The sequence below is a fragment of the Oceaniglobus ichthyenteri genome, from assembly GCF_003057885.1.
In the GTDB taxonomy this organism is placed as follows: domain Bacteria; phylum Pseudomonadota; class Alphaproteobacteria; order Rhodobacterales; family Rhodobacteraceae; genus Oceaniglobus; species Oceaniglobus ichthyenteri.
In genome coordinates this window covers 71974-97006 of the sequence record NZ_QAGK01000005.1, presented here as the reverse complement: position 1 = coordinate 97006, position 25033 = coordinate 71974, and the positions used below count along the sequence as shown (strand labels likewise).

Annotated in this window: 23 protein-coding genes and 1 riboswitch; of the genes, 12 read left to right on the top strand and 11 right to left on the bottom strand. The window is 62.1% G+C overall.

Going from position 1 to position 25033, the window contains the following annotated elements:
• Position 1: 1 nt before the first annotated feature.
• From C8265_RS09260 to C8265_RS09250, 3 genes are all read right to left on the bottom strand, one after another.
• Entirely contained in the window at positions 2 to 928 is a 927-nt protein-coding gene (locus C8265_RS09260; RefSeq protein ID WP_108483726.1) for a branched-chain amino acid ABC transporter permease, read from the bottom strand.
• A gap of 209 nt (positions 929 to 1137) precedes the next feature.
• On the bottom strand, positions 1138 to 2433 hold the full coding sequence (locus tag C8265_RS09255) for an ABC transporter substrate-binding protein (protein WP_108483725.1): 1296 nt from the start codon (positions 2431 to 2433) through the stop codon (positions 1138 to 1140).
• Positions 2434 to 2542: 109 nt separating this feature from the next.
• A complete protein-coding gene (locus tag C8265_RS09250; protein WP_108483724.1) occupies positions 2543 to 3946 on the bottom strand; it encodes a hypothetical protein in 1404 nt (467 codons plus the stop codon).
• A gap of 35 nt (positions 3947 to 3981) precedes the next feature.
• On the opposite strand from C8265_RS09250, the gene C8265_RS09245 reads away from it, so the two are divergent.
• The 9 genes from C8265_RS09245 (at position 3982) to C8265_RS09205 (ending at position 13137) form a co-directional block, all read left to right on the top strand.
• On the top strand, positions 3982 to 4764 hold the full coding sequence (locus tag C8265_RS09245; RefSeq protein ID WP_108483723.1) for a copper chaperone PCu(A)C: 783 nt from the start codon (positions 3982 to 3984) through the stop codon (positions 4762 to 4764).
• 78 nt (positions 4765 to 4842) lie between these two features.
• Positions 4843 to 5679 carry an FAD binding domain-containing protein gene (locus C8265_RS09240; RefSeq protein ID WP_108483722.1) on the top strand — a complete coding sequence of 279 codons (837 nt, stop codon included), beginning with the start codon at positions 4843 to 4845 and terminating at the stop codon, positions 5677 to 5679.
• On the top strand, positions 5672 to 8383 hold the full coding sequence (locus C8265_RS09235) for a molybdopterin-dependent oxidoreductase (RefSeq protein ID WP_108483721.1): 2712 nt from the start codon (positions 5672 to 5674) through the stop codon (positions 8381 to 8383). Before C8265_RS09240 ends, C8265_RS09235 begins: the two co-directional genes overlap by 8 nt.
• Positions 8380 to 9771, top strand: coding sequence for a 6-hydroxynicotinate reductase (locus C8265_RS09230; RefSeq protein ID WP_108483720.1), 1392 nt, complete (start codon positions 8380 to 8382; stop codon positions 9769 to 9771). The genes C8265_RS09235 and C8265_RS09230 overlap by 4 nt, the downstream gene beginning before the upstream one ends.
• Positions 9768 to 10601 (top strand): UPF0280 family protein, encoded by an 834-nt coding sequence (locus tag C8265_RS09225; RefSeq protein WP_108483719.1) that lies wholly within the window; start codon positions 9768 to 9770, stop codon positions 10599 to 10601. Before C8265_RS09230 ends, C8265_RS09225 begins: the two co-directional genes overlap by 4 nt.
• Complete coding sequence (locus tag C8265_RS09220; protein ID WP_108483718.1) at positions 10594 to 11178, top strand: amino acid synthesis family protein; 585 nt, start codon at positions 10594 to 10596, stop codon at positions 11176 to 11178. The genes C8265_RS09225 and C8265_RS09220 overlap by 8 nt, the downstream gene beginning before the upstream one ends.
• Positions 11175 to 11759, top strand: a complete 585-nt coding sequence (locus C8265_RS09215) for an amino acid synthesis family protein (protein ID WP_108483717.1) — start codon at positions 11175 to 11177, stop codon at positions 11757 to 11759. Before C8265_RS09220 ends, C8265_RS09215 begins: the two co-directional genes overlap by 4 nt.
• The gene (locus C8265_RS09210) at positions 11756 to 12175 is read left to right on the top strand and encodes a MarR family winged helix-turn-helix transcriptional regulator (protein WP_240611033.1); all 420 of its coding nucleotides are present in this window, start codon (positions 11756 to 11758) and stop codon (positions 12173 to 12175) included. The genes C8265_RS09215 and C8265_RS09210 overlap by 4 nt, the downstream gene beginning before the upstream one ends.
• Before the next feature lie 71 nt (positions 12176 to 12246).
• A complete protein-coding gene (locus C8265_RS09205) occupies positions 12247 to 13137 on the top strand; it encodes a DMT family transporter (RefSeq protein WP_108483715.1) in 891 nt (296 codons plus the stop codon).
• 60 nt (positions 13138 to 13197) lie between these two features.
• On the opposite strand, the gene aroC is transcribed toward C8265_RS09205, so the two are convergent.
• The gene (aroC, locus tag C8265_RS09200; RefSeq protein WP_108483714.1) at positions 13198 to 14301 is read right to left on the bottom strand and encodes a chorismate synthase; all 1104 of its coding nucleotides are present in this window, start codon (positions 14299 to 14301) and stop codon (positions 13198 to 13200) included.
• Between the two features lie 61 nt (positions 14302 to 14362).
• A complete protein-coding gene (locus tag C8265_RS09195) occupies positions 14363 to 15211 on the bottom strand; it encodes a DMT family transporter (RefSeq protein ID WP_108483713.1) in 849 nt (282 codons plus the stop codon).
• 91 nt (positions 15212 to 15302) lie between these two features.
• A riboswitch (TPP riboswitch) is annotated at positions 15303 to 15396 on the top strand.
• 61 nt (positions 15397 to 15457) lie between these two features.
• On the opposite strand from C8265_RS09195, the gene thiB reads away from it, so the two are divergent.
• From thiB to C8265_RS09180, 3 genes are read left to right on the top strand one after another with little or no spacing between them, the layout of a single operon-like run.
• A complete protein-coding gene (gene thiB, locus C8265_RS09190) occupies positions 15458 to 16435 on the top strand; it encodes a thiamine ABC transporter substrate binding subunit (protein ID WP_108483712.1) in 978 nt (325 codons plus the stop codon).
• Complete coding sequence (locus tag C8265_RS09185) at positions 16411 to 17985, top strand: thiamine/thiamine pyrophosphate ABC transporter permease ThiP (RefSeq protein ID WP_108483711.1); 1575 nt, start codon at positions 16411 to 16413, stop codon at positions 17983 to 17985. The genes thiB and C8265_RS09185 overlap by 25 nt, the downstream gene beginning before the upstream one ends.
• Complete coding sequence (locus C8265_RS09180) at positions 17972 to 18664, top strand: thiamine ABC transporter ATP-binding protein (RefSeq protein WP_108483710.1); 693 nt, start codon at positions 17972 to 17974, stop codon at positions 18662 to 18664. The genes C8265_RS09185 and C8265_RS09180 overlap by 14 nt, the downstream gene beginning before the upstream one ends.
• Positions 18665 to 18760: 96 nt before the next feature.
• Here C8265_RS09180 and C8265_RS09175 read toward each other — a convergent pair whose 3' ends face one another.
• The 6 genes from C8265_RS09175 to C8265_RS09150 all read right to left on the bottom strand — a co-directional run bounded on the left by C8265_RS09175 (position 18761) and on the right by C8265_RS09150 (position 24997).
• Positions 18761 to 20113, bottom strand: a complete 1353-nt coding sequence (locus C8265_RS09175; protein WP_240611032.1) for a lytic murein transglycosylase — start codon at positions 20111 to 20113, stop codon at positions 18761 to 18763.
• A 97-nt stretch (positions 20114 to 20210) separates the two neighbouring features.
• Positions 20211 to 22451, bottom strand: a complete 2241-nt coding sequence (rnr, locus tag C8265_RS09170) for a ribonuclease R (protein ID WP_108483708.1) — start codon at positions 22449 to 22451, stop codon at positions 20211 to 20213.
• 31 nt (positions 22452 to 22482) lie between these two features.
• Entirely contained in the window at positions 22483 to 23055 is a 573-nt protein-coding gene (locus tag C8265_RS09165; protein WP_108483707.1) for a TIGR04282 family arsenosugar biosynthesis glycosyltransferase, read from the bottom strand.
• Positions 23052 to 23471: a GNAT family N-acetyltransferase gene (locus C8265_RS09160; RefSeq protein ID WP_108483706.1), complete on the bottom strand. Its 420-nt coding sequence runs from the start codon at positions 23469 to 23471 to the stop codon at positions 23052 to 23054. The genes C8265_RS09165 and C8265_RS09160 overlap by 4 nt, the downstream gene beginning before the upstream one ends.
• A complete protein-coding gene (gene dapE, locus C8265_RS09155) occupies positions 23468 to 24610 on the bottom strand; it encodes a succinyl-diaminopimelate desuccinylase (RefSeq protein WP_108483705.1) in 1143 nt (380 codons plus the stop codon). The genes C8265_RS09160 and dapE overlap by 4 nt, the downstream gene beginning before the upstream one ends.
• A gap of 48 nt (positions 24611 to 24658) precedes the next feature.
• The gene (locus C8265_RS09150; protein ID WP_108483704.1) at positions 24659 to 24997 is read right to left on the bottom strand and encodes a hypothetical protein; all 339 of its coding nucleotides are present in this window, start codon (positions 24995 to 24997) and stop codon (positions 24659 to 24661) included.
• Between the last annotated feature and the right edge of the window lie 36 nt (positions 24998 to 25033).

Here is a 25033-nt window from a genome sequence, read left to right as displayed (position 1 = left end):
CTCAATGCGCCTTTTTGCCAAGAAGGCCCTGAGGCCGGAACACCAAAACCATCGCCACCGCCAGCGTCGCCATGATTTTCGCCAGTGTGGGGGAAAAGAACACCGATATGACCCCATCGGACATGCCGATCAAAAGCGCCGCAATCACCGTTCCGGGCAGTGATCCGAGGCCGCCGATAATCACCACGATGAACGATAGTAACAAAGGGTCATGGCCCATCAGATAATGCGCCTGCTGGATCGGCACGACCAGCACCGCACCAATGGCAGCCAGCGCGGCGCCCAGACCAAAAACAAGCGCGTAAACCTTGGAAACCGGAATGCCAAAGGCCTGCGCCATCTGGCTGTCTTGTTGGGTGGCGCGCATGATCAACCCGGCCTTGGTGCGGGTCATGAACAGATACAGCGCCACCAGAATCAACGCCGCCGCCACGATCACGAACAGTTTGTAAGATGTAATCGACAGCCCCCAAGGGTAATAAAACGCAAACCCGTCTTCGCCCCATTCAAACCAGGGCAGGGCGATGCGATGGTTGAACGGCGGCTCCACCGGGCTGGCATCGGGGCCGAATGTCATCAATGTGCCCTGTTGAATGATATACAAAAGCCCGATGGTGGCGACAATCGTGCGCTCGGGGTCATAATCGATGTGTTGCAAAATCAGCTTGTCCGCCGCCGCCGCCAATGCGCCCACCACCAAAGGCGCAATCACCAATGCGGCCACAAACCCCACGGCGGGGTGGGTGCCCAGGGTGGTGGCCACGAACCACGCAATTACCGCGCCCAGCATGTAAAATTCGCCATGCGCCACATTGACCACGCGCATCACGCCAAACACCACCGAAAGGCCCATGGCAGTCAGCGCCAGAATGGCCGCCGTAACCGCGCCTTCCAACATGGCAAGCATTAAGTGAGGGCCAAAATCCATGGCAATAGGGTGTCCTGTATTGGGTAAGCCGGCCGGGGGCCATTTTCCAAGGGTCTAAAAAGGCGCCTCCGGCGGGGGGATATTTTAAGCAAGAAAAAACCACGCCCTGCTTTTTCTTGCCTTAAATATCCAAATTGCAACCGATGCCAGATGCGCAGCGTGCCGGGTTGCGCCCGTGGGCAAACCCGGCACCGTTGACCGCGCGCCGCCTAGAACGACTGTGTGGTGTAATCCACTTCGTCCTCATACAGCGTGTCTTCGATGCTGGTGGTATGGACCAGGTTCATCCTGCCGCCTTCGACCTTGGTAATATATTGGTGGCCAAAGGTCTGGTGGGTTTTGCCGTTGAATATCTTGGCGCCTTGGGGGTGATCCATGCCCTCGGCCATATCGCTCATGGCTTCGACCGCTTCGATCAGTTTGGCACGGTCGGCGGGGCCCTGGTATCCGCTGGCCTCCATGCCGGCCTTGATGATGTTCAGGGTTTCCCAGCAGCCGAACATATGGGCATAGGTGCTGATGTCGCGCGGATCGCTGACCGAGGCGCCATTTTCATCCACGCCCACCGCTTCGCGATACGCCTTGTCCCATTCCGATTGATTGGTCTGGACATATCGCGGCATCCCCTCCCACATGTATGACCCTTCGAGAAATTCCAGACCGGGCGACGCTATGTCGACCGCTTCCAGCGAATCGATAAAGCCGAACAGTTCGGGCCGTGACGGGCCGAAAAATTCACCCAGTTCCTTTACAAACGTCAGAACGGCAGGGCCGGTCATGACGTGATAGATCACTTCGGTATCGCGGGGGATTTGCGGGAAATATTTGGTAAAGCTGGTTTCGGTGGGCGGAATGGCGATTTTGGCGTTGATCGTGCCGCCTTGGGCCTCGAACGCGGCGGAAAAATAATCGCGGTGATCGTGGCCGAACGCGAAATCGGGGTAAATCATGCACACCTTTTTGCCCAGATTGCTGGCCACATAGGGCGCCATCGCCTGAACCTGGCTTTTCACATCGGTGATGCCCGGTTGCAGGGTGTATCGGTTCAACATGCCGCTGGCCACGTGGTGGCCTTCGGACACAACGAAATAAGGCAGTTTCAATTCCCCCGCCCGCGGGGCCGACCCGATCACCACATGGGAAAACAGCGTGCCAAAGGCGATGTCACAGTTCGATTGGGTGGCGAATTTTTCGATCACCTCGGCGCCGCGTTTGGCGTCGGTTCCGTCATCCTCGGGGATCAGTTCAACCATGCGGCCATTGATGCCGCCCGCGTCGTTGATGCGTTTCACTGCCGCCTGTGATGTGCGGTCATACCAGCGCCCATAGGATGCGCCGATGCCGGTGCGATGCACCTGAAACCCGATCTTGATCGGCGCGCTGCTCTGCGCCTGAATGAAACCGGGCATTGCCGTGCTGGCCGCCAGGGCCGTGCCGCCCAGCCCCAGGGTTTTCAGCGCCCCGCGCCGGGTGGTGGTTGAGGGCGTTATGAGCTTTTTGGTCATTATAAACCTCCTTGTCGGGTGACGCCTGTTGCGCCGGGATCGGGCTTTGCCCGTTATCGTTGGGATCAGGTTGTATGTATGCGAACGATCTGTCTAGATATTTTTTGCCCTACGCGCCGCGTGGCGCGGCCAACAGCCATAGCCCCAACAAGGTATAGAGCACCATGAACGCCGCCAAAGGCAGTTGCGCCAAGACCGCCCGTTTCCCCGGCCCATAGATCTGGGTGGCCATGCGGTGCGCCATCAATACCGCCAAAACATGGCCCAGAACGATGATTCCCGCTTGTGACAACCAGATCACGCGCACGGTGGCTTGAGTGTTGAAAAACCCGGTGGTCACATAAAATTGCCCCAGGTTCAGATAATCCGCCCCCTTGGCGAACGGATCGGTAATGGCGGCGACTGAATATTGGATATTCACCAGAAACGCGGTCAAAAAATGCGCCACGTGATAGGCGAAGGCGATTGGCAGAACCGACATTGCCAACCGCCCGGCGCTGTGTCTGAACGGCGGGATCGGCGCGCCGGGGGCAAAGCCGCGCAACAACAGATGGCCCGTGGCGATACAAGCGAAAAATGCCAGCACCAACGCGATATTCGCCCCGATCAACCCCAATGTCGTGGGCCACACCACCGCCGACCGCCCCGGAAACGCCAAAGGATTGATCCCGATTTGCCCCAGCCAAAAGAACGTCTTGTTCAGCCCATCAAAACTGCCCGAAGCCAAAAGCACGATCACGAATACCCCCAAAGACAACGGCACATGGCCCGGTTGCGCCGCCCAACCGGGCAGACCAATGGCGATATTGGGGCGGGTCTGTACGGCACTCAGGCTGGCGAATAATCGCAACAGCAGGGTGAAACACTCTGCCCGTTCCAGCCAATCGTCAGGGCCAAACAGCGCCATGCCGGCAAAGGTAAACAGGACATAGCCCAGAATGAAACTGGCCAGGCGGGCCGGGTCATCAGGCGCCAGATCGGCCAGGGCAAAGCCGCTGATCGCGATAAACGCCAGGATGGCGGGCCAGTATCCCAACGCGACTGGCAATCGAAACGGCGGCGGCGCATCGCCCCAAAGCAGCGCGTGCAAACCCCGCCACGGGTTCACCCAGGCCCAGACATCGCCCACCACCCCCTGAACTGTGAACAGGGCGATCCACCACAGGGTCCAGATGGCCAGGGGCAACAGGTTTGACAACGGATCGCGCGGCCCGTTGAACCCGATCCAGAGCAGTGCGATCAGGGCAAACAGCGCGATCAGGCTGGTGAAATGGCGTGCGCGGGTCAGGTTGGGTGGGCTGCCCAAAACGCGCGGTGTGAACAGGCGGTGCAGCCAGGTGTCGGGAATCATGACGACCACCAGAATGCTCAGCGCCACTGCCATGCATCCGGCGGTGATGTAAGCGCCTGTGGGCAACAGCAATACAAACCCGCCCTGCGCCGGATGGGCCATTGCCGCCCCCGGCAAAACCAGACAAACCACAAATTTGACGAACAGACGCAGTGTAATCATGATATGTATCAAGACACAGCTTGATCGGGTTGCCAATGAATCTGCGCCGCGCCTTTGCCGTTATTGTCACTTTGGCCCTGCTTGGGGGTGGTGCGGCTTTTCTTATCTTGCGCCCCGCCCCGGTGCCAATTCGTGCCGAAGGGGCCACTGCTGTCCCGCTTGAGGGTGAGGCGGGCGCGCTGCGCGTATTTGTGACCCTGCACAATGATGGCGGGGCGGATCGCCTGATCGGGGCCACATCGCCCCTGGCCGACCGGATTGAACTGGTCGGTCCCGGTGCCGATATCACCCTGCCCGCTGGCAGTGCGCCGATCCTGGCCGTGGACGGTGCGCATTTGCGGATGACCGGGGTTGGGGATGTGGGCGATGGCGCGGTGTTGCCGATCACGTTGGACTTTGCCAGCGGCGCACAGGTGGCGACGCGGGCCGTGTTGGTTGACCCGATCGCGCGGGGTGGTGCGGGGGATCTGGGGCTGTTGTCCCTGGGCGATATCTGCCGGGTGGGCGAGGGTGAGCCAGCCCCGCACCTGACACTTGAGGTGGCGGCACAGGGCGACGGGTGGCAGGTGCGCGTGCTGTCACAGGAATTCACCTTTACGGAAATTGTCGATGGGTTGGGCCATGTGCCCGGCTATGGCCACGGGCATTTGTATCTGAACGGGGTCAAGCTTCAGCGGATGTATGAGGCGCAGGCGCAGATCGGGGCGCTGCCCCCCGGTGAGCATGTGATCGAGGTGACGCTGAACACCAATGATCACCGTGCCTATGTGGTGGATGATGTGCCGGTGACGGCCCAAGTGGCGCTGCGCGCCCCGTGAAATTTGTTGACAGGTGTGGGGCGGGGCGTTTTGTATGTATGCTAACGATCTGCCCCGCCTTCCCGTCAGGAGACCGCCATGGGCTACGCCGCGCCCGACGCCTTGAGTGATGTTCTGTCTCTGCTGGCCCAGCACCCAAGCGCACGGGTGGTGGCGGGGGGAACCGACTTTTTCCCGGCGCTGGGCGATGGCGTTCCGCCCGAAACCCTGATTGATGTGACCCGCGTGGCCGAATTGGGCGGCATCACCCATGGCCCCGAGGGCTGGCGCATCGGCGCGGCGGTACGGTGGAGCGAGGTGATAGGTCACCCCCTGCCGCCCTGTTTTGACGCGCTGAAAACGGCGGCGCGCGCCGTGGGATCGGTGCAAATTCAAAATGTCGGCACGGTGGCGGGCAACCTGTGCAATGCCTCGCCCGCCGCCGATGGCGTGCCGCCATTGCTGGCCTTGGAGGCCGAAGTGGAATTGACCGGCCCAACCGGTACGCGCAGGATGCCGGTGCAGGAGTTCCTGCAAGGCGTGCGCAAAACCGCGCTGCGCCGTGGTGAAATCCTGTCGGCCATTCACATTCCTGCCCAACCCGACGGCGCGGGATCAGCGTTTGAAAAGCTGGGCAGCCGGAAATATCTGGTGATTTCCATCGTCATGGTGGCCGCCAACATCTGGTGCGCCGGGGGCCGGATTACCGGCGCGCGGGTGGCTGTGGGTGCGGCTTCGCCGGTGGCGCAACGCCTGCCGGGGCTTGAGGGCGATCTGATCGGCTTGCCCGTGGATGCCCCCGGCCCCTTTACCCGCCCGGCCCATCTCACCATCCTGTCACCCATCGCCGATGTGCGCGGCAGTGCCGCGTATCGGGCCGAGGCGGTGGCGGAACTGTGTGATCGCGCGATCAGGGGGGCAATGCGCCATGGATAAACCGACGGGCGATATGCAAACCGCGCTGACGCTGAATGGCACCCGTGTCACAGTCACGCCAAAGGTGGGCGAACGCCTGTCCCACACCCTGCGCGAACGGTTGGGCGCGCGGGATGTCAAGGTGGGGTGTAATGCGGGCGATTGCGGGGCCTGCACCGTGTTGGTTGACGGTGCGCCGGTCTGTGCCTGTTTGATGCCGACGCAACAGGCGGCGGGGCGAATGGTGGAAACCCTGAAAGGTCTGCGCGACAGCGTTGAGGGGCGCGCCCTGATGCAGCGGTTTCAAGATCACCAAGCCGCCCAATGTGGCATCTGCACCCCCGGTATGATGGTATCAGCCGTGGCCCTGCTGCGCGCTGCCCCCCGCCCAAGCGAGGCACAGGTGATGGATGCCCTGGCCGGGGTCTTGTGCCGCTGCACCGGCTATCGCAAAATTATCGACGCGGTGATGGATGCGCCCACCCCGCTGTCGGGCACGGGGGCGGTGGGCGATGCCATTCGGCGCGTTGATGGCGCGGCCAAGGTTTCGGGCAACGAGGCATTTGGCGATGATGTGGCCCCCGATGGCGCGCTGATTGTTCGCATCATCCGCACGCCCCATCCCCGCGCTGCATTCACATTGGGTGATCTGGCGGCATGGGCCGCGGCCACACCGGGGGTGGTAAGCACGCTGACCGCCGCAGATGTGCCGGGGTTGAACGCATTTGGGGTAATCCCGGCGTTCATGGATCAACCGGTGTTCGCCCAATCCGAGGCGCGGTTTCGCGGTGAGGCAGTGGCCGCCGTGATCACCACCCCCGACGCCGATGTGGATCTGGCGCAATTTCCCGTCACCTTCACCCCCTTGCCCGATGTGCAGACGGTCAGCGCGGCAATGGCCGATGGCGCGCCACTGATTCACGCGGATCGCGCCCAAAACATCATGACCGGCGGGTTTGTGCAGCGGGGCGACGCGGCGGCGGCCCTCGCCCGCGCCGATGTGGTGGTTGAGGGGCATTTCACCAGCGGATTCGTTGAACACGCCTATATCGAACCCGAGGCCGGGTTTGCCCGCACCATTGGCGACCGGGTGGAAATTCACGCCTGCACCCAAGCGCCGGTGATGGATCAAGAGGCGGTCGCGCTGATCCTGGGCTGGGATAAATCGCGGGTGCGGATCGTCCCCACCGCAGTGGGCGGCGGATTTGGCAGCAAGCTGGATCTGTCGGTGCAACCGTTTCTGGCATTGGCAGCGATCAAGACCGGCAAACCGGTGCGCCTTACCTATTCGCGCGGCGAATCCATGCAAAGCACCACCAAACGCCACCCGTCTGATCTGCATGTGAAAATCGGCGCGCTGAAGGATGGCACCTTGTCGGGCATGCAGTTTGACGGGCTGTTTAACACCGGCGCTTATGCGTCCTGGGGGCCGACCGTGGCCAACCGCGTGCCGGTCCACGCCAGCGGCCCCTACCGCATTGCCGATTACCGGGCCGAGGCGAAAGGCATCCACACCCATTGCCCGCCATCGGGGGCATTCCGCGGCTTTGGCGTGCCGCAATCGGCCATCGCCCAGGAATGTCTGTTCGATGAATTGGCCCAGGCACTGGGCATGGATGCGCTGGAATTTCGCGCCCATAACGCGTTGAAAAATGGTCAACCCACGGTGTGTGGGCAGGTGTTTGATCAGGGCGTGGGCATTGGGGCCTGTTTCACCGCCCTGCGCCCGGCATGGGATAGGTTGCGCGGCGAATGTGCCACGTTCAATGCCGCCCATGATGGCGTGAAACGCGGTGTTGGTGTGGCGGGCGGTTGGTATGGCTGTGGCAACACGTCATTGCCCAACCCCTCAACCATCAAGGCCGGGATCACGGCGGATGGGCGGTTGATGCTGCACCAGGGGGCGATGGACATCGGCCAGGGGTCAAACACCGTGATCGCGCAGATTTTCGCCCAGGCGCTGGGCCTGCCGGTGGGGCAGATCACCCTGATCGGGGCCGATACCGATGTGACCCCGGATGCCGGTAAAACCAGCGCGTCGCGCCAGACCTTTGTCACCGGTGCGGCGGCGAAACTGTCGGGTGCGGCGATGCGCGCCGAAATCCTGCAACGGTTGAACGCGCCGGAAACCGCGAGACTGACCCTGGCCAATGGTGAAATCACCGCAGGCGACCGCGCCCTGCGTCTGGCCGATTTGCCACTCAATGGCGAAGGGTACGTGTTTCAAAGCGAAGAAACCTATGATCCGCCCACCAAACCCTTGGATGAAAACGGCCAGGGCGCGCCCTATGCGCAATTCGGCTATGCCGCGCATCTGGCGGTGGTCGAGGTGGATCTGGCGCTTGGCACGGTCAAACCGATCCGGTTTGTGGCCGCCCATGATGTGGGCCAGGCGATCAACCCCTTGTTGGTCGAAGGCCAGGTGCAAGGCGGCATCGCCCAGGGTTTGGGCATGGCCCTGATGGAGGAATATCTGCCCGGGCGTACCGAAAATCTGCATGATTACCTGATCCCCACCATTGGTGATATCCCCCCAATCGACACGTTGATTGTTGAAGAGCCTGACGCCCACGGCCCCTATGGCGCCAAGGGGTTGGGCGAGCATGTGTTGATTCCCACCGCGCCGGCCCTGCTGAACGCAATCTATAACGCCACCGGCGCGCGGATCAGGCGGGTTCCGGCCACGCCCGCACGATTGCGCGCCGCGCTGAAAGGCACCCCATGAGCGAAGAAAAACTCCGCTGCGATGCCTGCCCGGTGATGTGTTACATCGCGCCGGGGCGTTCGGGGGCGTGCGACCGTTATGCCAATCACGATGGCGAACTGGTGCGCCTTGATCCGCTGACGGTGATTGAGGGCGGCGGGCCAGTGGTGCCGTTTTTGGGCCGCGATTGGAATGGCGACATCATTCAGGGGGATCGCCCCTTTGTCACCGCGATTGGCGCAGGCACCACATACCCGGATTACAAACCGGCCCCCTTCATCGTGTCACAGATGGTGGATGATGCCGATATGATCACGGTCGTGACCGAAGGCATCTTTTCGTACTGCGGCGTAAAGGTGAAAATCGACACCGACCGCCACATCGGCGCGGAATGCGCCATCGTGCGGGTCAAGGGCGAACCGATCGGCCATGTGATGACCGGCGAATACGGGTCAAAAATGCTCAGCCTTGGGGGGGTTGACCATTTGACCGGCGGCTCAAAGGCCGAAGGGCGCGTGACCTGTGACGCGCTATTGGCCCTGTGCAATCGCGAAGCGGTGGAAATGCAGATCGACGATGGGGTGAACATCGTGGTGCAGGCGGGCCAGGCCCCGATCATTGACGGGGTGGCAGAAAAACTGATGCGCGTCGGCTGTGGCTCGGCCACCATCGGGATGTTTGCCAAACAATGGGCCCCCCATGTGGATGAGGTGATCGTGGTCGATGACCATATCACCGGCGTTTTGACCGAACATGAGGCGGGCAAACAGTTGGATATGCGCCCCGCTGGCATTCGCGTCACCGGGCGGCGATCAACCCCGGGGCGGTATTTTCAGGTGGCCGGGCACGGCACCGGATGGGGCGGCACCGATGTGACCGACCCGTTGACGATCATCAAAAAGATCGACCCAAAGATCGCCTGGCCCGGTTTGCGCCTGTTGATGATTTCAACCACGGGCGAACAATGGGAGTATTTCGTGTTGGATGCGGATTTCACCCCGCAACCCGCCGAAATCCCCGACCCGTTGCGCGCCATTGCCGAACGGATTGCCGACAATTGCGAACCGTCCCTGTGTTCGGTGCTGTTCATGGGTGGCGCGGGGGGATCATTGCGCGCGGGCGTTACCGAAAACCCCGTGGGCCTGACCCGCAGCGTCAAGGACGCGCTGACCCGGGTTACCGTGGGCGGTGCTGTGGGTTATGTGTGGCCAGGGGGCGGCATTACGGTGATGGCCGATGTGATGGATATGCCCAGCAACGCTTTTGGCTATGTGCCGACCCCGGCTTTGGTCGCCCCCATCGAATTTACCATGAAACGCGCCGATTATGCGGCGATGGGCGGCCACATGGACCGGGTGCGCCCGGTCTCCGAGGTGCTGACCCCCGCAATCCGCCGGGTGCGCCGATGATCGCGGCGCGCCTGCCGGGGGATCGGCTGCATCTTCATCACGGGCCGATTGATTTGATCATCGGGGCAGATGGGGCGCGCGCTGCGGCGTTTGCGGCGGCACAGGCGCGGTTTTCCACGGTGTTACAGGAGCTGGCCGACGAATTGCCGCTGTTGCGCCAACCCGTTGGGGCCATGCCCATGGGCGCGATTGCGCGCAAAATGCACGCCGCCTGCCTGCCCCATTGTGGCGTGTTCGTCACCCCGATGGCGGCGGTGGCCGGGGCCGTGGCCGAAACCGTGCTGGCGGCCATGGCCGTGCCGGGTTTGCGCCGGGCCTATGTGAACAACGGTGGCGATATTGCAGTGTTCCTGACGCCGGGGCAGGATTTCCGCCTCGCCATGGCCGGATCAGATGGCCAAGATCGCGGCCGCATCACCCTGAGTGCCGACAGCCCGGTGCGCGGCATCGCCACATCGGGGCGGGGCGGGCGCAGCCATTCCTTGGGCATTGCCGATCAGGTGACGGTGGTGGCCAAAACCGCCGCCATGGCCGATGTGGCCGCCACGCTGATTGCCAACGCGGTTGATCTGCCCGCTCATCCGGCCATTACCCGCACCCCTGCCAACCAGCTCACCCCCGACAGCGATTTGGGCGCGCGCCCGGTTGTCACCGGTTTGGGCGCGCTTTGCCCAATCGAACAGCGCCGCGCCCTGGCCAAGGGGGCCGCTGTTGCACAGGATATGGCGGCGCGGGGCTTGATCACCGCCGCCGCGTTGTTTCTGGGCGGGGAATCCGAAATCATCGGCGCGCCCAATCTCATCGAACAAAAGGAACCCACCCATGCCTGAGGTTAAAATCCGCAAAATCGCCACCCAAATCGAAGAAATCTTTCACGAATTCGGCCCTCCCCCCCCCGAGCCGCTGTTGCGCGGTGCCATCATCGCCATCATCGCCAACCCGTTTGCGGGCGGCTATGTGGCCGATATCCAACCCTTCATGGAAGATCTCAAACCCCTGGGCCTGTCCATGGCGCGGCGGTTGCTGAATGAATTGGGCGGCGATCCGGCCAAAATCGAAGGCTATGGCAAAGGCGCGATCATCGGCACCAATGGCGAATTGGAACATGGCGCGCTGTGGCACGCGCCGGGGGGTTATTCCATGCGCGAAGTGTTGGGCGCACCCAAGGCGATCGTGCCCAGCACCAAAAAGGTGGGCCATGCGGGCGCGCGGCTGGATGTGCCAATCACCCATATCAACGCATCGTATGTGCGCAGTCACTTTGACAGTATCGAGGTGGGGCTGAACGATGCGCCGCGCGCCGATGAATTGGCCTATGTTCTGGCGATGACAACCGGCCCACGGGTACATACCCGCAGCGGCGGATTGTTGGCTGAAAACATCACCGGACAGGATGGTTTGAAATGAGCGCGGATATTCGCAAAATCGCTGTTTGGGTCGAAGAAACCCACACCGAAATGGGCCGCGCCATCGCGCCCCCCACCCGCAAGGCAGTGGCGGTGGCGGTAATCGCCAACCCCTTTGCCGGACAATATGTTGAGGATCTGACGCCGCTGATGGACATCGGCGCGGAATTGGGCGCACTGTTGGGCGATAAATGCGTCAAAGCGCTGGGCATCACCCCGGATCAGGCCGAAAGCTATGGCAAGGCGGCGATGGTTGGGGAAAACGGCGAATTGGAACATGCCGCCGCGATTTTGCACCCGAAACTGGGCGCACCCCTGCGCGCGGCGGTGGAAAAGGGCGCCGCCCTCGTGCCCTCATCCAAAAAAATGGGCGGGCCGGGGCAGGATCTCGATGTGCCGTTGGGTCACAAGCACGCCGCCTATGTGCGCAGCCATTTTGACGGGGTCGAAATACGCCTGAACGACGCACCGCGCGCAGGTGAAATCATGGTCGCCGTGGCCGTCACCGATTCTGGCCGCCCCTTGCCACGGGTTGGCGGGCTGACCCATGATCAGGCCAAAGGCGAGGATGGATTAAGGTGAGCGACACCCCCTATCGCCTGGACGATCAGGTGGGGTTTTTGCTGCGCCAGGTCAGTCAACGCCACGCCCTGATCTTTCAGGCCGAAGCGCCCGAAGGCCTGACCCCGACACAGTTTTCCACCCTGATCCGGCTCTATGAAAACGGCCCGAGTTCGCAAAACGAACTGGGCCGTGCGGCGGCGATGGATGTGGCAACGATCAAGGGCGTGGTGGACCGCCTGCGCGCCAAGGGTCTGATCGGGCTGACGCCTTATCCCGGCGACAAACGGCGTCGGCTGATCACCCTGACGCCCAAAGCCAAGGGCATGATCGACAGGTTGCACAAGGCGGGCGCGCGGATCACCGCCGCAACCCTTGCGCCGCTCACGCCGGAGGAACAGGCGCAGCTGGGCGCGCTGTTGCGCCGATTGGTATGATCTGCGCTTTCGGATTTGGCATTTGCCATTCCACAGGTTAGCCATGGCGCGATTGGCATAGGGGTGCAGTGGTGGACATCAAGGCGATTGTAATGGGTGTGGCGTTTGCGTTGATGTGGTCATCGGCGTTTACCAGTGCGCGGATGATCGTGTTCGACGCGCCACCCTTGATGGCGCTGTCGCTGCGGTTTTTTCTGGCCGGGTTCATCGGCATCGCAATCGCGCGGGCCTTGGGCCAAACTTGGCGGCTCAGCCGGGGACAATGGCGCGCCACCATCATATTCGGAATATGCCAGAACGCGCTGTATCTCGGCCTGAACTTTGTGGCGATGCAAAAGGTCGAGGCGGGGCTTGCCTCAATCATCGCCTCGTCGCTGCCGTTGATGGTCGCCTTTGCCGGTTGGATGTTTCTGGGCGAAAAAACCCGCCCTCTGGGCCTGTTCGGGCTGGGGGCGGGGATGTTTGGCGTGCTGCTGATCATGGGCTCGCGCCTGTCGGGGGGCGTCGATGTGACCGGGCTGATCCTGTGCCTGATGGGCGCGGCGGCGCTGACGGTGGCTACGCTGACGGTGCGCGGTGCGTCGTCGGGGGGCAATCTGTTGATGGTGGTCGGGCTGCAAATGCTGGTGGGGGCGGTGTGTCTGGGCGTCGTGTCGGCCGCTATCGAAACCTACGGGGTGAACTGGTCAACGCGCCTGGTTCTTGCTTTTGCCTATACCACGCTCATTCCCGGCCTTCTGGCCACATTCGTGTGGTTCATGCTGGTGGATCGGATCGGCACCGTGCGCGCCGCGACATTCCATTTCCTTAACCCATTCCTGGGCGTAACCATCGCGGCACTGCTGCTCGGCGAGGCGCTGGGATGGGTCGATGTGATCGGAGTGGCGATCATCACCGGTGGTATCCTCGCCGTGCAAATCTCAAAGGCACAACAAAAACTGACCCCGATCAAACAGACCTGACGCCGGGTTTTTTCTTGCGCGAAATATCCCGGGGGTTTGGGGGCTGGCCCCCAATCTGCCCTAACCAATCACACCGCGCACGCCGCCGGTTTGGCCCCGGTCCAACAGCAGATGGTCCAAAATAACACAGGCCATCATCGCCTCACCCACCGGCACGGCGCGGATACCGACGCAGGGGTCGTGCCGGCCTTTGGTGACGATTTCCGCCGCTTCGCCGGATTTGGTGATGGTCTGGCGGGTTTTCAGGATGCTTGAGGTCGGCTTCACCGCAAACCGCACCACCACATCCTGACCGGTGGAAATTCCGCCCAAAATTCCGCCCGCATGGTTTGATGAAAACACCGGCGCGCCGTCGTTGCCCATGAAAATCTCATCGGCATTGGCCTCTCCGGTCAGGGCGGCGGCGGCCATGCCTTCGCCGATTTCCACGCCTTTCACGGCGTTGATGCTCATCATCGCGGCGGCCAGATCGGTATCGAGCTTGCCATAAACCGGTGCGCCCAATCCGGGTGGGGTGCCTTGGGCCACCACCTCGATCACCGCGCCGCAGGAATTTCCGGATTTGCGCAGATCGTCGAGGTATTTGGCCCACTCGGTCGCGGCCACCGCATCGGGGGTCCAGAATGGATTGGCCGCGATCTGATCCCAATCAAACCGATCCCGGTCAATGCCATGTGGCCCCATTTGCACCATATATCCGGTGATTTTCAGCCTCGGCACCAATTGTGCCAACGCCGCCCGCGCCACGCCGCCTGCCGCCACCCGCGCCGCGGTTTCGCGCGCGGATGACCGCCCGCCGCCGCGCGGATCGCGCACGCCGTATTTCTGCCAATAGGAAATATCGGCATGGCCGGGGCGAAATTTTTCGGCAATGTCGCCATAATCCTTTGACCGCTGATCGGTGTTCTGAATCGCCAGTTGGATCGGCGTGCCGGTGCTGACGCCTTCATAGACGCCCGATAAAATCTCAACTGCGTCCGCTTCGCGCCGCTGGGTGGTGTATTTGTTTTGGCCCGGTTTGCGTTTGTTCAACCAATGTTGCAACGCGCCCGCATCCAAAGGCACGCCGGGGGGGCAGCCATCAATCGTGCAGCCCAAGGCGGGGCCGTGGCTTTCGCCCCAGGTGGTGACGCGGAACAGGTGACCAAAGGTATTCAGGCTCATAATATACTCTCATCCATGCGCGATCAGTCCTAGGCGGATCGCGCGATTATGAAAAGGGGCGTTACGCCTTGGACAGCCGCAACAGCGCCGCACCCAGCAATGTGGCCATGGTGGCCAGCACTTTGGGCAGGTTCAACCGTTCGTTCAAAAACATCACGCCAATCAGCAGGGCAAAGACGATGCTGGTTTCGCGCAAGGCGGTGACCAGGGCGATGGGCGCTTGGGTAAAGGCCCAGATCACCAGGCCATAGGCGATGAATGATGCGCTGCCCCCCACCCAAAACACCCATTTCGCCGCGCCAAACAGCCCGGGCAGGGTGCGCGGCGCGCTGACCGACATATAGGCAAGGAAAATCGCCGCATTGCCAATGGCGATCCAGGCAAAGAACCCAACCGCCGTGCCCGCCAGACGCGCGCCCATGCCATCGACCAACGAATAGGAGGCGATAAAACAGCCGGTGATCAACGCCATGCCCGCCGCCCCGCCATTGCGCATTCCATCGGCCTGTCGCACCAGCGCGATGGACAGGATGCCCGAGGCAATCACCACGATTCCGGCCAATTCCAACGGTGCCAGACTGACCCCCAGCACAAACACCGAAACCGCCGCCACGATCAACGGGGCCGAGCCGCGCGCGATCGGGTAAACTTGGGTCAGATCGCCCTTTTTATAGGATTGCACCAGAAAAATCTGATATCCGGTGTGCAAGGCCATGCCGCCAAACAGATAGGGCATGCTTTCGGGTGCGGGCAGCGGCACAAACAACAGCGCGATAAGGGCCAGCGGCAAATGCCCCACCGTCACCGCGCACATGCCCAGCCGTTTATCGACCCCGCCTTTTACCAGGGCATTCCAACTGGCATGAAGCAGGGCGGCAAACAAAACGGCGCAGAAAACGGTAAGGGTCATGGGCGGCCTTTATGGTGATGGCGCGACGCTAGGCCAAAGCGCGGCGCGCCACAATGGGCGGTTGCCGCGCCGCGCGGTTCGGCCTACCATTACACCTACCTCGGGGTGCCAGATCACTGGCTGAGAGTACACCCGTAGAACCTGAACCGGTTAGAACCGGCGGAGGGAAGGTGAGATCAACATCTCCCCCACTTCCGATCACCCAGTGCCCCGGGCGAAACCCCGGGCCAACGAAGGATCGACACGATGAAATATCTTCTGCCGCTCATGCTTTTGGCCACACCTGTAATGGCCCAGGATAAACCGGTGCTGACGGTTTATACCTATGACAGCTTTGTCACCGAATGGGGCCCCGGCCCCGCGATTGAAACCGCGTTTGAGGCCACGTGCGGGTGTGATCTGCAATTCACCGCGGCGGGTGACGGCGCGGCGCTGTTGGCGCGCCTGCGCCTTGAAGGCACGCGCACAAGGGCCGATGTGGTTCTGGGCCTCGATGCCAACCTGACCGCTGCCGCCGCCGAAACCGGGCTGTTTGCGCGGCATGATCTGGGCGATGTCGCCTATGACCTGCCGATTGAATGGGAGGATGACATGTTCGTTCCCTATGATTGGGGCTATTTCGCATTCGTCCATGATGCCGACCTGAGCGCGCCAACCAATTTTCGCGCCTTGGGCGACAGTGATTTGAAAATCGTTATTCAGGATCCCCGTTCCTCGACCCCCGGTCTGGGGCTTTTGCTGTGGATCAAGGCCGCCTATGGCGATGCGGCCCCCGAGATTTGGCAAGGCTTGGCCGATAACATCGTCACCGTGACCAAGGGGTGGTCGGAAAGTTACGGCATGTTTCTTGAGGGCGAGGCCGATATGGTTTTGTCTTACACCACCTCGCCCGCCTATCACCTGATCGCCGAGGATGACGCGAGCAAAGTCGCCGCGCCATTTGATGAAGGCCACTATTTACAGGTTGAGGTGGCGGCGGCTGTCGCCTCGTCCGATCAGATTGACCTGGCCCATGAATTTTTGCGATTCATGGTCACGGACGGGTTTCAATCGGTGATTCCGACAACCAACTGGATGTATCCCGCCGTGACCCCGGCAGACGGATTGCCCGAAGGGTTTGAAACGTTGATCACGCCCCAAACCGCGCTGATCTTTCCTGCAGGCGAGGCGGCAGAGGCCCGCGATCTGGCGTTGGACGAATGGCTGACCGCGCTCAGCCGTTGAACCTGTCGGTCTGGGCCGGGGGGCTGGCGGCGGCGCTGATCCTGACGCTGACCCTTGGCACCATCGCCGCCGTTCTGGCGCGGGCCGAGGGCAGTTTTGCCTTGGGTGCGGGCGATTTGGCGGCGATCCGGTTCACCCTGGTTCAGGCGGTGCTGTCGGGGGTGTTGTCCTGTGTGCTGGCGGTGCCGGTGGCGCGGGCCTTGGCGCGGCGGCGGTTTGTCGGGCGCGCCGTGCTGGTCACGCTGATGGGCGCGCCATTTATCCTGCCGGTTATCGTCGCGGTTCTGGGTCTGGTGATGGTGTTTGGCCGGGCCGGTTGGGTATCAGGCGCGCTGGGCCTGTTTGGCCTGCCGCCGGTGCATATTTACGGGCTGCACGGGGTGGTGTTGGCCCATGTGTTTTTCAATCTGCCGCTGGCGACGCGGCTGATCCTGCAAGGCTGGCTGTCGATCCCGGCCGAGCGGTTTCGCCTGGCCGCAACCCTGGGCATGACCCCGCGCGATGTGGCGCGCCATCTCGAATGGCCGATGCTGCGCGCCACATTGCCCGGCGCATTCATGGTGATTTTCCTGATCTGCACCACGTCTTTTGCCGTGGCCCTGGCCGTGGGCGGTGGCCCCCGCGCCACCACGGTGGAACTGGCGATTTATCAGGCGTTCCGGTTTGATTTCGACCTGTCGCGCGCTGCGTTCCTGGCCTTGATCCAACTGGCCATTTCCGGCGCGGCGGCGCTTTTGGCGCTGTGGGTGGCGGTGCCGCAGGCCACAGGCGCGGGGTTGGACCGCACGGTGGAACGTTGGGACGCGGCGCGCCCCGGTTTGCGGGTTTTGGATGGTGCGCTGATAATCCTCGCGGCACTGTTTTTATTGCTGCCGCTGACGGCCATCGCCCTGCGCGGCCTGCCCGAGGTGTTAAGCCTGCCCGCCGGGGTCTGGCAGGCGGCGTGGCGATCGCTTTGCGTGGCGGGGCTTTCGGTGATCGTCACGGTGGTTTTGGCGCTGTCGATGACCCTGGCGATTACCGGCTTGCGCAACCGCGCCTTGGCCAAAGGGATTGAGGTGACGGGGTATTTGGCCGTGGCCGCATCGCCCCTGGTGATTGGAACCGGATTGTTCCTGATCGTGTTTCCCTTTGCCAATCCGGCCGATCTGGCGCTGCCAGTTACGGCGCTGGTCAATGCGGTGATGGCGCTGCCGTTTGCCCTGCGCGCGCTGGTGCCTGCCGCGCAAGAGGTTGAGGCGCGGTTTGGCCCATTGGCCGACAGTCTGGGCATGACCGGATGGCACCGCTTGCGCCGCCTGACCCTGCCGCGATTGCGCCGGCCTTTGGGGTTTGCCGCGGCGCTGGCGGGCGCGCTTTCCATGGGGGATTTGGGGGTGATCGCCCTGTTTGCCGATCCGGATGCGGGCACATTGCCGTTGTTGTTATACCGTCTGATGGGCAGTTACCGGATGGATCAGGCAGCGGGTGTCGCACTGGTGTTGCTGGGGCTGAGCCTGCTGGTGTTTTGGCTGTTTGATCGTGGGGGGCGTGTGGATGCTGACCTTTGATAAAATGCAAATCGTCCAAGGTGATTTTCGCCTGAGCGCGGATTTTGCCATTGATCCGGGCGCCCACGTGGCGATCATGGGGCCATCGGGCGCGGGCAAATCGACGTTTCTGGCGGCGGTGGCCGGATTTGTGGTGCCGCAATCGGGGCGGTTGCTGTGGCGGGGGCGCGATCTGTTGCCTTTGCCCCCCGGTCAGCGCCCGGTCAGCATGATTTTTCAGGATAACAATCTGTTTCCACATCTTTCGGTCTATGAAAACGCCGCCCTTGGCATGCGCCCGTCGGGGCGGTTGCGCGGCGGCGAACCTGACCGGGTGCGCGCCGCCTTGGCCGATGTGGGCCTTGCCGGAATGGAAACCCGCAAACCGGCGACATTGTCGGGCGGGCAACAAAGCCGCGCCGCCTTGGCGCGGATGTTGGTACAGGACCGGCCTTTGGTGTTACTTGATGAACCCTTTGCCGCCCTTGGCCCGGCGTTGCGGGTGGAAATGATTGACCTGGTCAAAGGGTTGTGCACCGCCCAGGGTGCCACGCTGTTGATGGTGACGCATGACCCGGGCGATGCGGCGCGGTTGGATGGGGCGCTTTGTGTGGTGGACGGTGGCCAGGTCAGCGCGCCCGCCCCGGCGGCGGCGATTTTGGCCAATCCACCGGCGGCCTTGCGCGCCTATTTGGGGTGATTTTTTTCGGGAACGATGGAAGAGCGCCTGTCGGCGCTGGCCTTCGGCGAGGATATTTTCAGCAAGAAAAAACCGGGGTGGTGGCGCGGTGCAGCCTTATGAACGCAACTTTTGCAGAATCGCGAGCGAGGCGTAGCCATCGGGCACCTGATTGATCGAACGCTGGTAATCGCGCACCGCCTGAATGGTAAGCGGCCCGATCTTGCCATCTATGCCCTTGGTGGAGAACCCTTTGGCAGTCAGGCGGCGCTGCATCTCTTCGCGCTCACTCAGCGTGAGTGCCCGGTCGCCCAAGGGCCAGCCGCCTTTGATCGCTGGGCCGCCTTTGATCCGGTCGGCCAAATGCCCCACACCGATCACATAGGCATCGGCGGTGTTATAGCGTTCGATCACCTCGAAATTCTTGAACACCAGAAACGCCGCGCCTTTTGATCCGGCAGGCAGCAAAACCGACGCTTCGCCGTGATCCTGCACCGGTTTTCCATCAATACCAACAACGCCCAGTTGCGCCCAAGCCGAAGGCAATTTGGTGTTTTTTCGATTGGCGCTGGCGTAATCGAACCCTTTGGGCAGGGTCACTTCGACGCCCCAAGGTTGGCCTTTGGTCCAGCCAAAGCGATTGAGATAGGCGGCGGTGCTGGCCAGGGCATCGGCGGGGTCTTCGCCCCAGATGTCACGTTTACCATCGCCGGTGAAATCAACGGCATAGGTCAGATATGACGTGGGGATGAATTGCGTATGGCCCATGGCCCCGGCCCAAGAACCGGTCATCGTGCGCGGCGCAACATCGCCCGCTTGCAGAATTTTCAGCGCCGCCACCAGTTGGCTTTCAAAAAACGCGCTGCGCCGGGCGTCAAAGGCCAGGGTGGCCAGGGAGCCGATGATATCATTGCCGCCCTTGAATGTGCCATAGGCGGATTCAAGGCCCCAGATCGCGACGACGACCTCTTTTTCGACGCCAAACTGTGCTTCGACCTTTTCCAGCACGTCGCGTTGGCGTTCCAGCGCCTTTTTGCCGTTGGCGATGCGCAGATCCGAGACAGCGGTATCAAGATAATCCCAGATCGTTTTGGTGAATTCGCTTTGATTGCGGTCGCGTTCGATCACCTTTGGGTCATAGGTGATGCCGTTGATCGCGGCGTCAAATACATCGCCACGAATGCCCTGGGCCAGGGCGCGGCCCCGAAACGCGGCAAGCCAGCGGTCAAATTCCGGCGTCTTGGTGGACAGGATCAATGGCGTGCTGGCCACCGGCACCGGGCGGGCGCGGGGGCGTTGGGTGCTGATGTCGTCGCGCGCATCGTTTATCAGGCGCGGTGACTGCACCCCGTTTGCCACAACCACACCGGCGCGGGGCAGGGGCCGGGGGGAGTGTTCGACCGGGGCGGCGGATAACCCACCGGCCCAAAGGGACAAAACCGCCACAAGGCCCAGCCAATTCATGCCCATCATTCCACCTGTATCTACCGCGTTGTTTTGTCTTTATTGTAGCTAAAGATGAAACAATCGCAAACATTCGCCAGAGCGACGGCGTTCTTTTGCCATGTCATTTGCGGCTGCGTTTGACCTTGCGTTTGATTTTGGCGGTTTTGCTGCGGGTTTTGCCGATTTTGCGCCCCGGTGCGCGGTTGCGCCCGGCCTGCCCGCCGCGCGGCAGGGCCCGTCCCTCAAGCTCCAGCAGTTCCAATGTCAGCCCACCGGTGACAGGCACCGCTTCGTCCAGGCGCACGGTGACACGTTGCCCAAGGCCCAATTTCAGGCCGGTGTCAGACCCCATAAGAGTTTGTTCATCCGCGTCAAAATGATAGAATTCACCGCCAATGCTGCGCACTGGAATCAACCCATCGGCCCCGGTTTCATCCAGCCGCACGAACAGGCCGAATTTTTGCACGCCGGAAATGCGCCCTGACATTTCGCTGCCCACCCGTTCGGACAGATAGCTGGCCAGATAGCGGTCGGTCGTGTCCCGCTCGGCCATCATCGAGCGGCGCTCGGTGTCGGAAATCTGTTTCGCCGTGACCTCAAGGGTTTCGATGTCTTCGGGCGACAGGCCATCGCGGCCCCAACCATGGGCGGTGATCAGGGCGCGATGCACGATCAGATCGGAATAGCGCCGAATGGGCGAGGTAAAGTGGGCGTAATTGCGCAGGGCCAGCCCGAAATGACCAAAGTTTTCGGGAAAGTAATAGGCCTGTGTCATGCTGCGCAGGGTCGACATGTTGATCAGTTCGTCATGATCGGTGCCATCGGCCTGGGCCAACAGGCGGTTCAATAGACGCGTGTGCAACACCTGCCCTTTGGCCAGGGTGAACCCGCTGGCCTGGGCCACTTCGCGCAGGGCCTCCATTTTTTCGGGGCTGGGTTCTTCGTGAATGCGAAACAACAGCGGGGTTTTGCGTTTTACCAATTCTTCGGCGGCCGAAACATTGGCCAGCACCATGAATTCTTCGATCAACCGGTGCGCGTCCAACCGTTCCTTGAACGCGACCGATGACACCTTGCCATCCTCGCCCAAAATGATCTGCCGTTCGGGCAGGTCTAACTCCAACGGTTGGCGGGCTTCGCGGGCTTTGGTCAGCGCATGAAAGGCCCCGTACAGGGTGCGCATATGCTCCATCAGCGGCGCGATCCGGTCGGATACCCGGCCATCTATCGCATCCTGCACCTCTTCATAAGGAAGTGAGGCCTGGCTGCGCATGATGCCACGGGTGAACCGGTGGTCGGTTTTGTTGCCCTGGGCATCAATGTGCATTTCCACGGCAATACAGGCGCGATCCACGTTTTCATGCAACGAACACAGATCGCCCGACAGGATATCGGGCAACATCGGCACAACCCGATCAGGAAAATAAGTAGAGTTGCCGCGGGTCTTCGCCTCGCGGTCCAGCGCACTGCCCGGCGTGACGTAATGGGCGACATCGGCAATCGCCACCCACAGGATAAAACCGCCACCCTCGCCGGGCAATGCCAGCACCGCATCATCGCGGTCACGGGCATCGGCGGGGTCGATCGTGACCAGGGGCAGGGCGCGCAGGTCTTCGCGGTCGCCCATTTTTGCGGGTTGGGCCGCGTCGGCCTGGGCGATGGCGGCATCGGAAAACGCATCGGGAATGCCGTGTTGGTGGATCGCAATCAGTGACACGGCGCGCGGCGCAGATGGATCGCCCAACCTATCGGTGATCCGCGCCGCAGGCAGGCCCATGCGGGCGCGCGATCCGGTTTGTTCGGCCTCGACCAATTCGCCGTCTTTGGCGCCGTGGGTGGCGCCCGGCGCCACGGTCCATTCACGATCCGACCCTTTGTCAATGGGCAGGATGCGCCCACCTTCGCTGTGGGCGCGAAACACGCCCAAAACGCGCAATGGGTTGGTGCCGATGCGCCGGATCAGGCGCGCCTCGTACCGGTGATCTTCGCCTTGTACCTCGGTCAGGCGGGCCAAAATGCGGTTGCCTTCCCCCAAGGCCGGATCACTGTCGCGCAGCACCATGAGAATGCGGGGCGGAACGCCGTCGCCGTCCCATTCCATCGGTTTGGCGTACAGATCGCCGTTCTGGTCGGGGTCAAGCACCGACAGCACCGAAACCGGTGGCAGGCTTTCGGGGTTGCGATAGGTCTTGTGCCGCTTTTGCAACTGACCCTCGGCTTCCAGTTCTTTCAGGATGCGTTTCAGATCAATCCGGGCCGCCCCTTTTATACCAAAGGCGCGGGCGATGTCGCGCTTGGCGGTCAGGGTGGGATTGTCGGAAATCCACTGCAGGATTTCGGTCTTGGTTGGAATAGGTTTCATATGGTGTGGCTAGCACGGGGCGCGGGGGGCGTCATGGTAAATCTTGCGCCGTATCGACATCGTGTAACAGATCGGTTTTTGCCCAGCGCAGGGCGGGGGCCGAGGCAAGCGTGTCAGCCATGGCGGTGGTGCTGGACCAGCGCACGTTGTGAAACAGGCCCGGTGGCATGGCGCGCGGATGTTTAAGCCCGATCAACCAATAACCGCCATCCTGGGCCGGGCCAATCACCGCATCCGCCGTGCCCAGGGCGGCAAAGGCGCGCGTAATATGGGGGCGGGTGATGCCCGGGATATCGGCCCCGATCACCAAGGCGGGGCCGGGCGGCGCGCTGCGCAGCATCCGCGCCATGCGCGCGCCCAAATCCCCCGCGCCCTGGGGCAGACGTTGCAGATGGGCGGGCCAAATACGGCTTTTCAGCCCTTCGCGGTCGGGGGAAACGGCCAGGATGATGTGCCACCTGGGGTCATCCAGGCGGCGCAGCAACCCGCGCGATTGGTGGCGAAACCACCAGGCGGCATTGGTCATGCCGATATCACGGCCCAGACGGGTTTTCACCCGGCCCGGGCGTGGCTCTTTCAGCATCACGATCAGGGTGCGGTTCACAAAGGGTGGTCCATATCGCGGTGCGGGATTCCGGCATCGTCATAGACCGGACCATGGGCGGCAAAGCCCAACCGTTCGTAAAACCCGATGGCATGGGTTTGTGCGCCCAATCGCGCGGTGCGCAGCCCCGGTTGGGCGCGCAGCACATCCAGCGCCGCCGCGATCAGCGCCGCGCCCAACCCGGTGCCGCGATACGGGCGCAGCACACAGACCCGGCCGATTTTGCCAATCTCGCCCTTGATCAACAGGCGGGCGGTGCCAACGGGCGCGCCATTGATGGTGGCCAACAGATGGATCGCGGCCTCGTCGAGATTGTCCATCTCATCGGCTTCGGACACGCCCTGTTCATCAATAAATACCGTGCGGCGCAGGGCGACACAGGCCGCGATATCGCGGGTTTGCGCCACCTTGATCATGCGAAATAATCGCTCAGGATACGGCCATAGATCGCCTTGAGCTGGTGAATATGCGCAACTTCGACAGATTCATCCACCTGGTGCATGGTGCGCCCGACAAGGCCAAATTCAACCACCGGGCAATGCGATTTGACAAACCGCGCATCCGACGTCCCGCCGGTGGTCGACAGCACCGGATCAACCCCGATTTCCGCCTTGACCGCGCGCCCGATCAGATCAGACAGCGCGCCGGGGGGGGTGATAAAGCTTTCGCCAGACACTTTCAGGCGCATATCGAATGTGATGCCGGTTTCCTTGGCCACCTTATCGGCCTCGTCCCTTAACCATTCGGTCAGCGCATCAGAGGTGTGGGCATCGTTGAACCGGATGTTGACGGTTGCCCGGCATTGTGCCGGAATCACGTTGTTGGCGGTGTTGCCGGTGTCAATCGTGGTCACCGCCAGGGTCGAGGCATCGAAATGATCGGTGCCTTGGTCCAATACATGACTGGCCAGCCGATCCATCAGCCGGGCCATGGCGGGCACCGGGTTTTTCGCGCGGTGGGGATAGGCCGCATGGCCCTGTACCCCGGTGGCGGTGAAATAGGCGGTCATTGATCCGCGCCGCCCGATTTTCATCATTTCGCCCATGGTATCGGGGCAGGTCGGCTCACCCACCAGGCAAACATCCATCCGCTCGCCCGTCTCGGTCATCCAATCCAGGATCGCGGCGGTGCCATCGATGCCGTCGCCTTCCTCATCGCCAGTGATGGTTATCATCACCGCGCCGTTTGGTCGAGTATTGCGCACAAAATCAATCGCGGCGGCGGCAAAGGCGGCGACGCCTGATTTCATGTCACAGGCCCCGCGCCCATACATCACACCGTCGACAATTTCTGCGCCAAACGGATCGTGCGCCCAATCGGCGCGGTTGCCGATTGGCACCACATCGGTGTGGCCGTTAAACCCGAACACCGGGCCATTTCCCAATTCGCCCCAACGCGCGTGCAGATTGGCAATGCCGTTGCGATCACACCGGGTACAGGTGAACCCGGCGCTTTCCAACAGGTTATGCAACAGGGTAATCGCCCCCCCCTCGTCAGGCGTGACCGAGGGGCAGCGGATCAGATCGGCGGTAAGTTGGACGGGATCAATGGACATGAGAACAGCCTCCTTTGTCCCCTCAAATAGCGGGGGCGGCGCGCTGTCTCAACCCTTTGGCGTATCCTCAAAGAACGGCGTCATCTGTGCCACAATCACCGAATTTTCGGCCAAGGCCCGCGCCATCAGCGCTTGTTCCTCATCGCCGATCTCGTGACCTTCGGCCAGACGTTCATCAAGCGTGCCATATCCGGTTACATCCAGTGGCGCCATATCGGCCTGTTTCAGGATCGCGACGGTTTCGCGCACCGCTTCGCCTTCGTCCACGCCGCTGGCATAGCACATAAGCGCGGCGCCGGTCGCCCCTTTGGGCAGACCGTCGCCGGATTTGCGACCGACCTCAATCAAGAGGGTATAAACGTGGTGCTGTTTTTCTGATTTTGCCATGGGCGCGTCGTGTCAAACTTTGCCCGCCTCGGCAAG

Coding starts and splice junctions, on each gene's coding strand:
- C8265_RS09260 (WP_108483726.1), bottom strand. CDS start 928: ATGGATTTTGGCCCTCACTTAATGCTTGCCATGTTGGAAGGCGCGGTT.
- C8265_RS09255 (WP_108483725.1), bottom strand. CDS start 2,433: ATGACCAAAAAGCTCATAACGCCCTCAACCACCACCCGGCGCGGGGCG.
- C8265_RS09250 (WP_108483724.1), bottom strand. CDS start 3,946: ATGATTACACTGCGTCTGTTCGTCAAATTTGTGGTTTGTCTGGTTTTG.
- C8265_RS09245 (WP_108483723.1), top strand. CDS start 3,982: ATGAATCTGCGCCGCGCCTTTGCCGTTATTGTCACTTTGGCCCTGCTT.
- C8265_RS09240 (WP_108483722.1), top strand. CDS start 4,843: ATGGGCTACGCCGCGCCCGACGCCTTGAGTGATGTTCTGTCTCTGCTG.
- C8265_RS09235 (WP_108483721.1), top strand. CDS start 5,672: ATGGATAAACCGACGGGCGATATGCAAACCGCGCTGACGCTGAATGGC.
- C8265_RS09230 (WP_108483720.1), top strand. CDS start 8,380: ATGAGCGAAGAAAAACTCCGCTGCGATGCCTGCCCGGTGATGTGTTAC.
- C8265_RS09225 (WP_108483719.1), top strand. CDS start 9,768: ATGATCGCGGCGCGCCTGCCGGGGGATCGGCTGCATCTTCATCACGGG.
- C8265_RS09220 (WP_108483718.1), top strand. CDS start 10,594: ATGCCTGAGGTTAAAATCCGCAAAATCGCCACCCAAATCGAAGAAATC.
- C8265_RS09215 (WP_108483717.1), top strand. CDS start 11,175: ATGAGCGCGGATATTCGCAAAATCGCTGTTTGGGTCGAAGAAACCCAC.
- aroC (WP_108483714.1), bottom strand. CDS start 14,301: ATGAGCCTGAATACCTTTGGTCACCTGTTCCGCGTCACCACCTGGGGC.
- C8265_RS09195 (WP_108483713.1), bottom strand. CDS start 15,211: ATGACCCTTACCGTTTTCTGCGCCGTTTTGTTTGCCGCCCTGCTTCAT.
- thiB (WP_108483712.1), top strand. CDS start 15,458: ATGAAATATCTTCTGCCGCTCATGCTTTTGGCCACACCTGTAATGGCC.
- C8265_RS09185 (WP_108483711.1), top strand. CDS start 16,411: ATGGCTGACCGCGCTCAGCCGTTGAACCTGTCGGTCTGGGCCGGGGGG.
- C8265_RS09180 (WP_108483710.1), top strand. CDS start 17,972: ATGCTGACCTTTGATAAAATGCAAATCGTCCAAGGTGATTTTCGCCTG.
- C8265_RS09175 (WP_240611032.1), bottom strand. CDS start 20,113: ATGGGCATGAATTGGCTGGGCCTTGTGGCGGTTTTGTCCCTTTGGGCC.
- rnr (WP_108483708.1), bottom strand. CDS start 22,451: ATGAAACCTATTCCAACCAAGACCGAAATCCTGCAGTGGATTTCCGAC.
- C8265_RS09160 (WP_108483706.1), bottom strand. CDS start 23,471: ATGATCAAGGTGGCGCAAACCCGCGATATCGCGGCCTGTGTCGCCCTG.
- dapE (WP_108483705.1), bottom strand. CDS start 24,610: ATGTCCATTGATCCCGTCCAACTTACCGCCGATCTGATCCGCTGCCCC.
- C8265_RS09150 (WP_108483704.1), bottom strand. CDS start 24,997: ATGGCAAAATCAGAAAAACAGCACCACGTTTATACCCTCTTGATTGAG.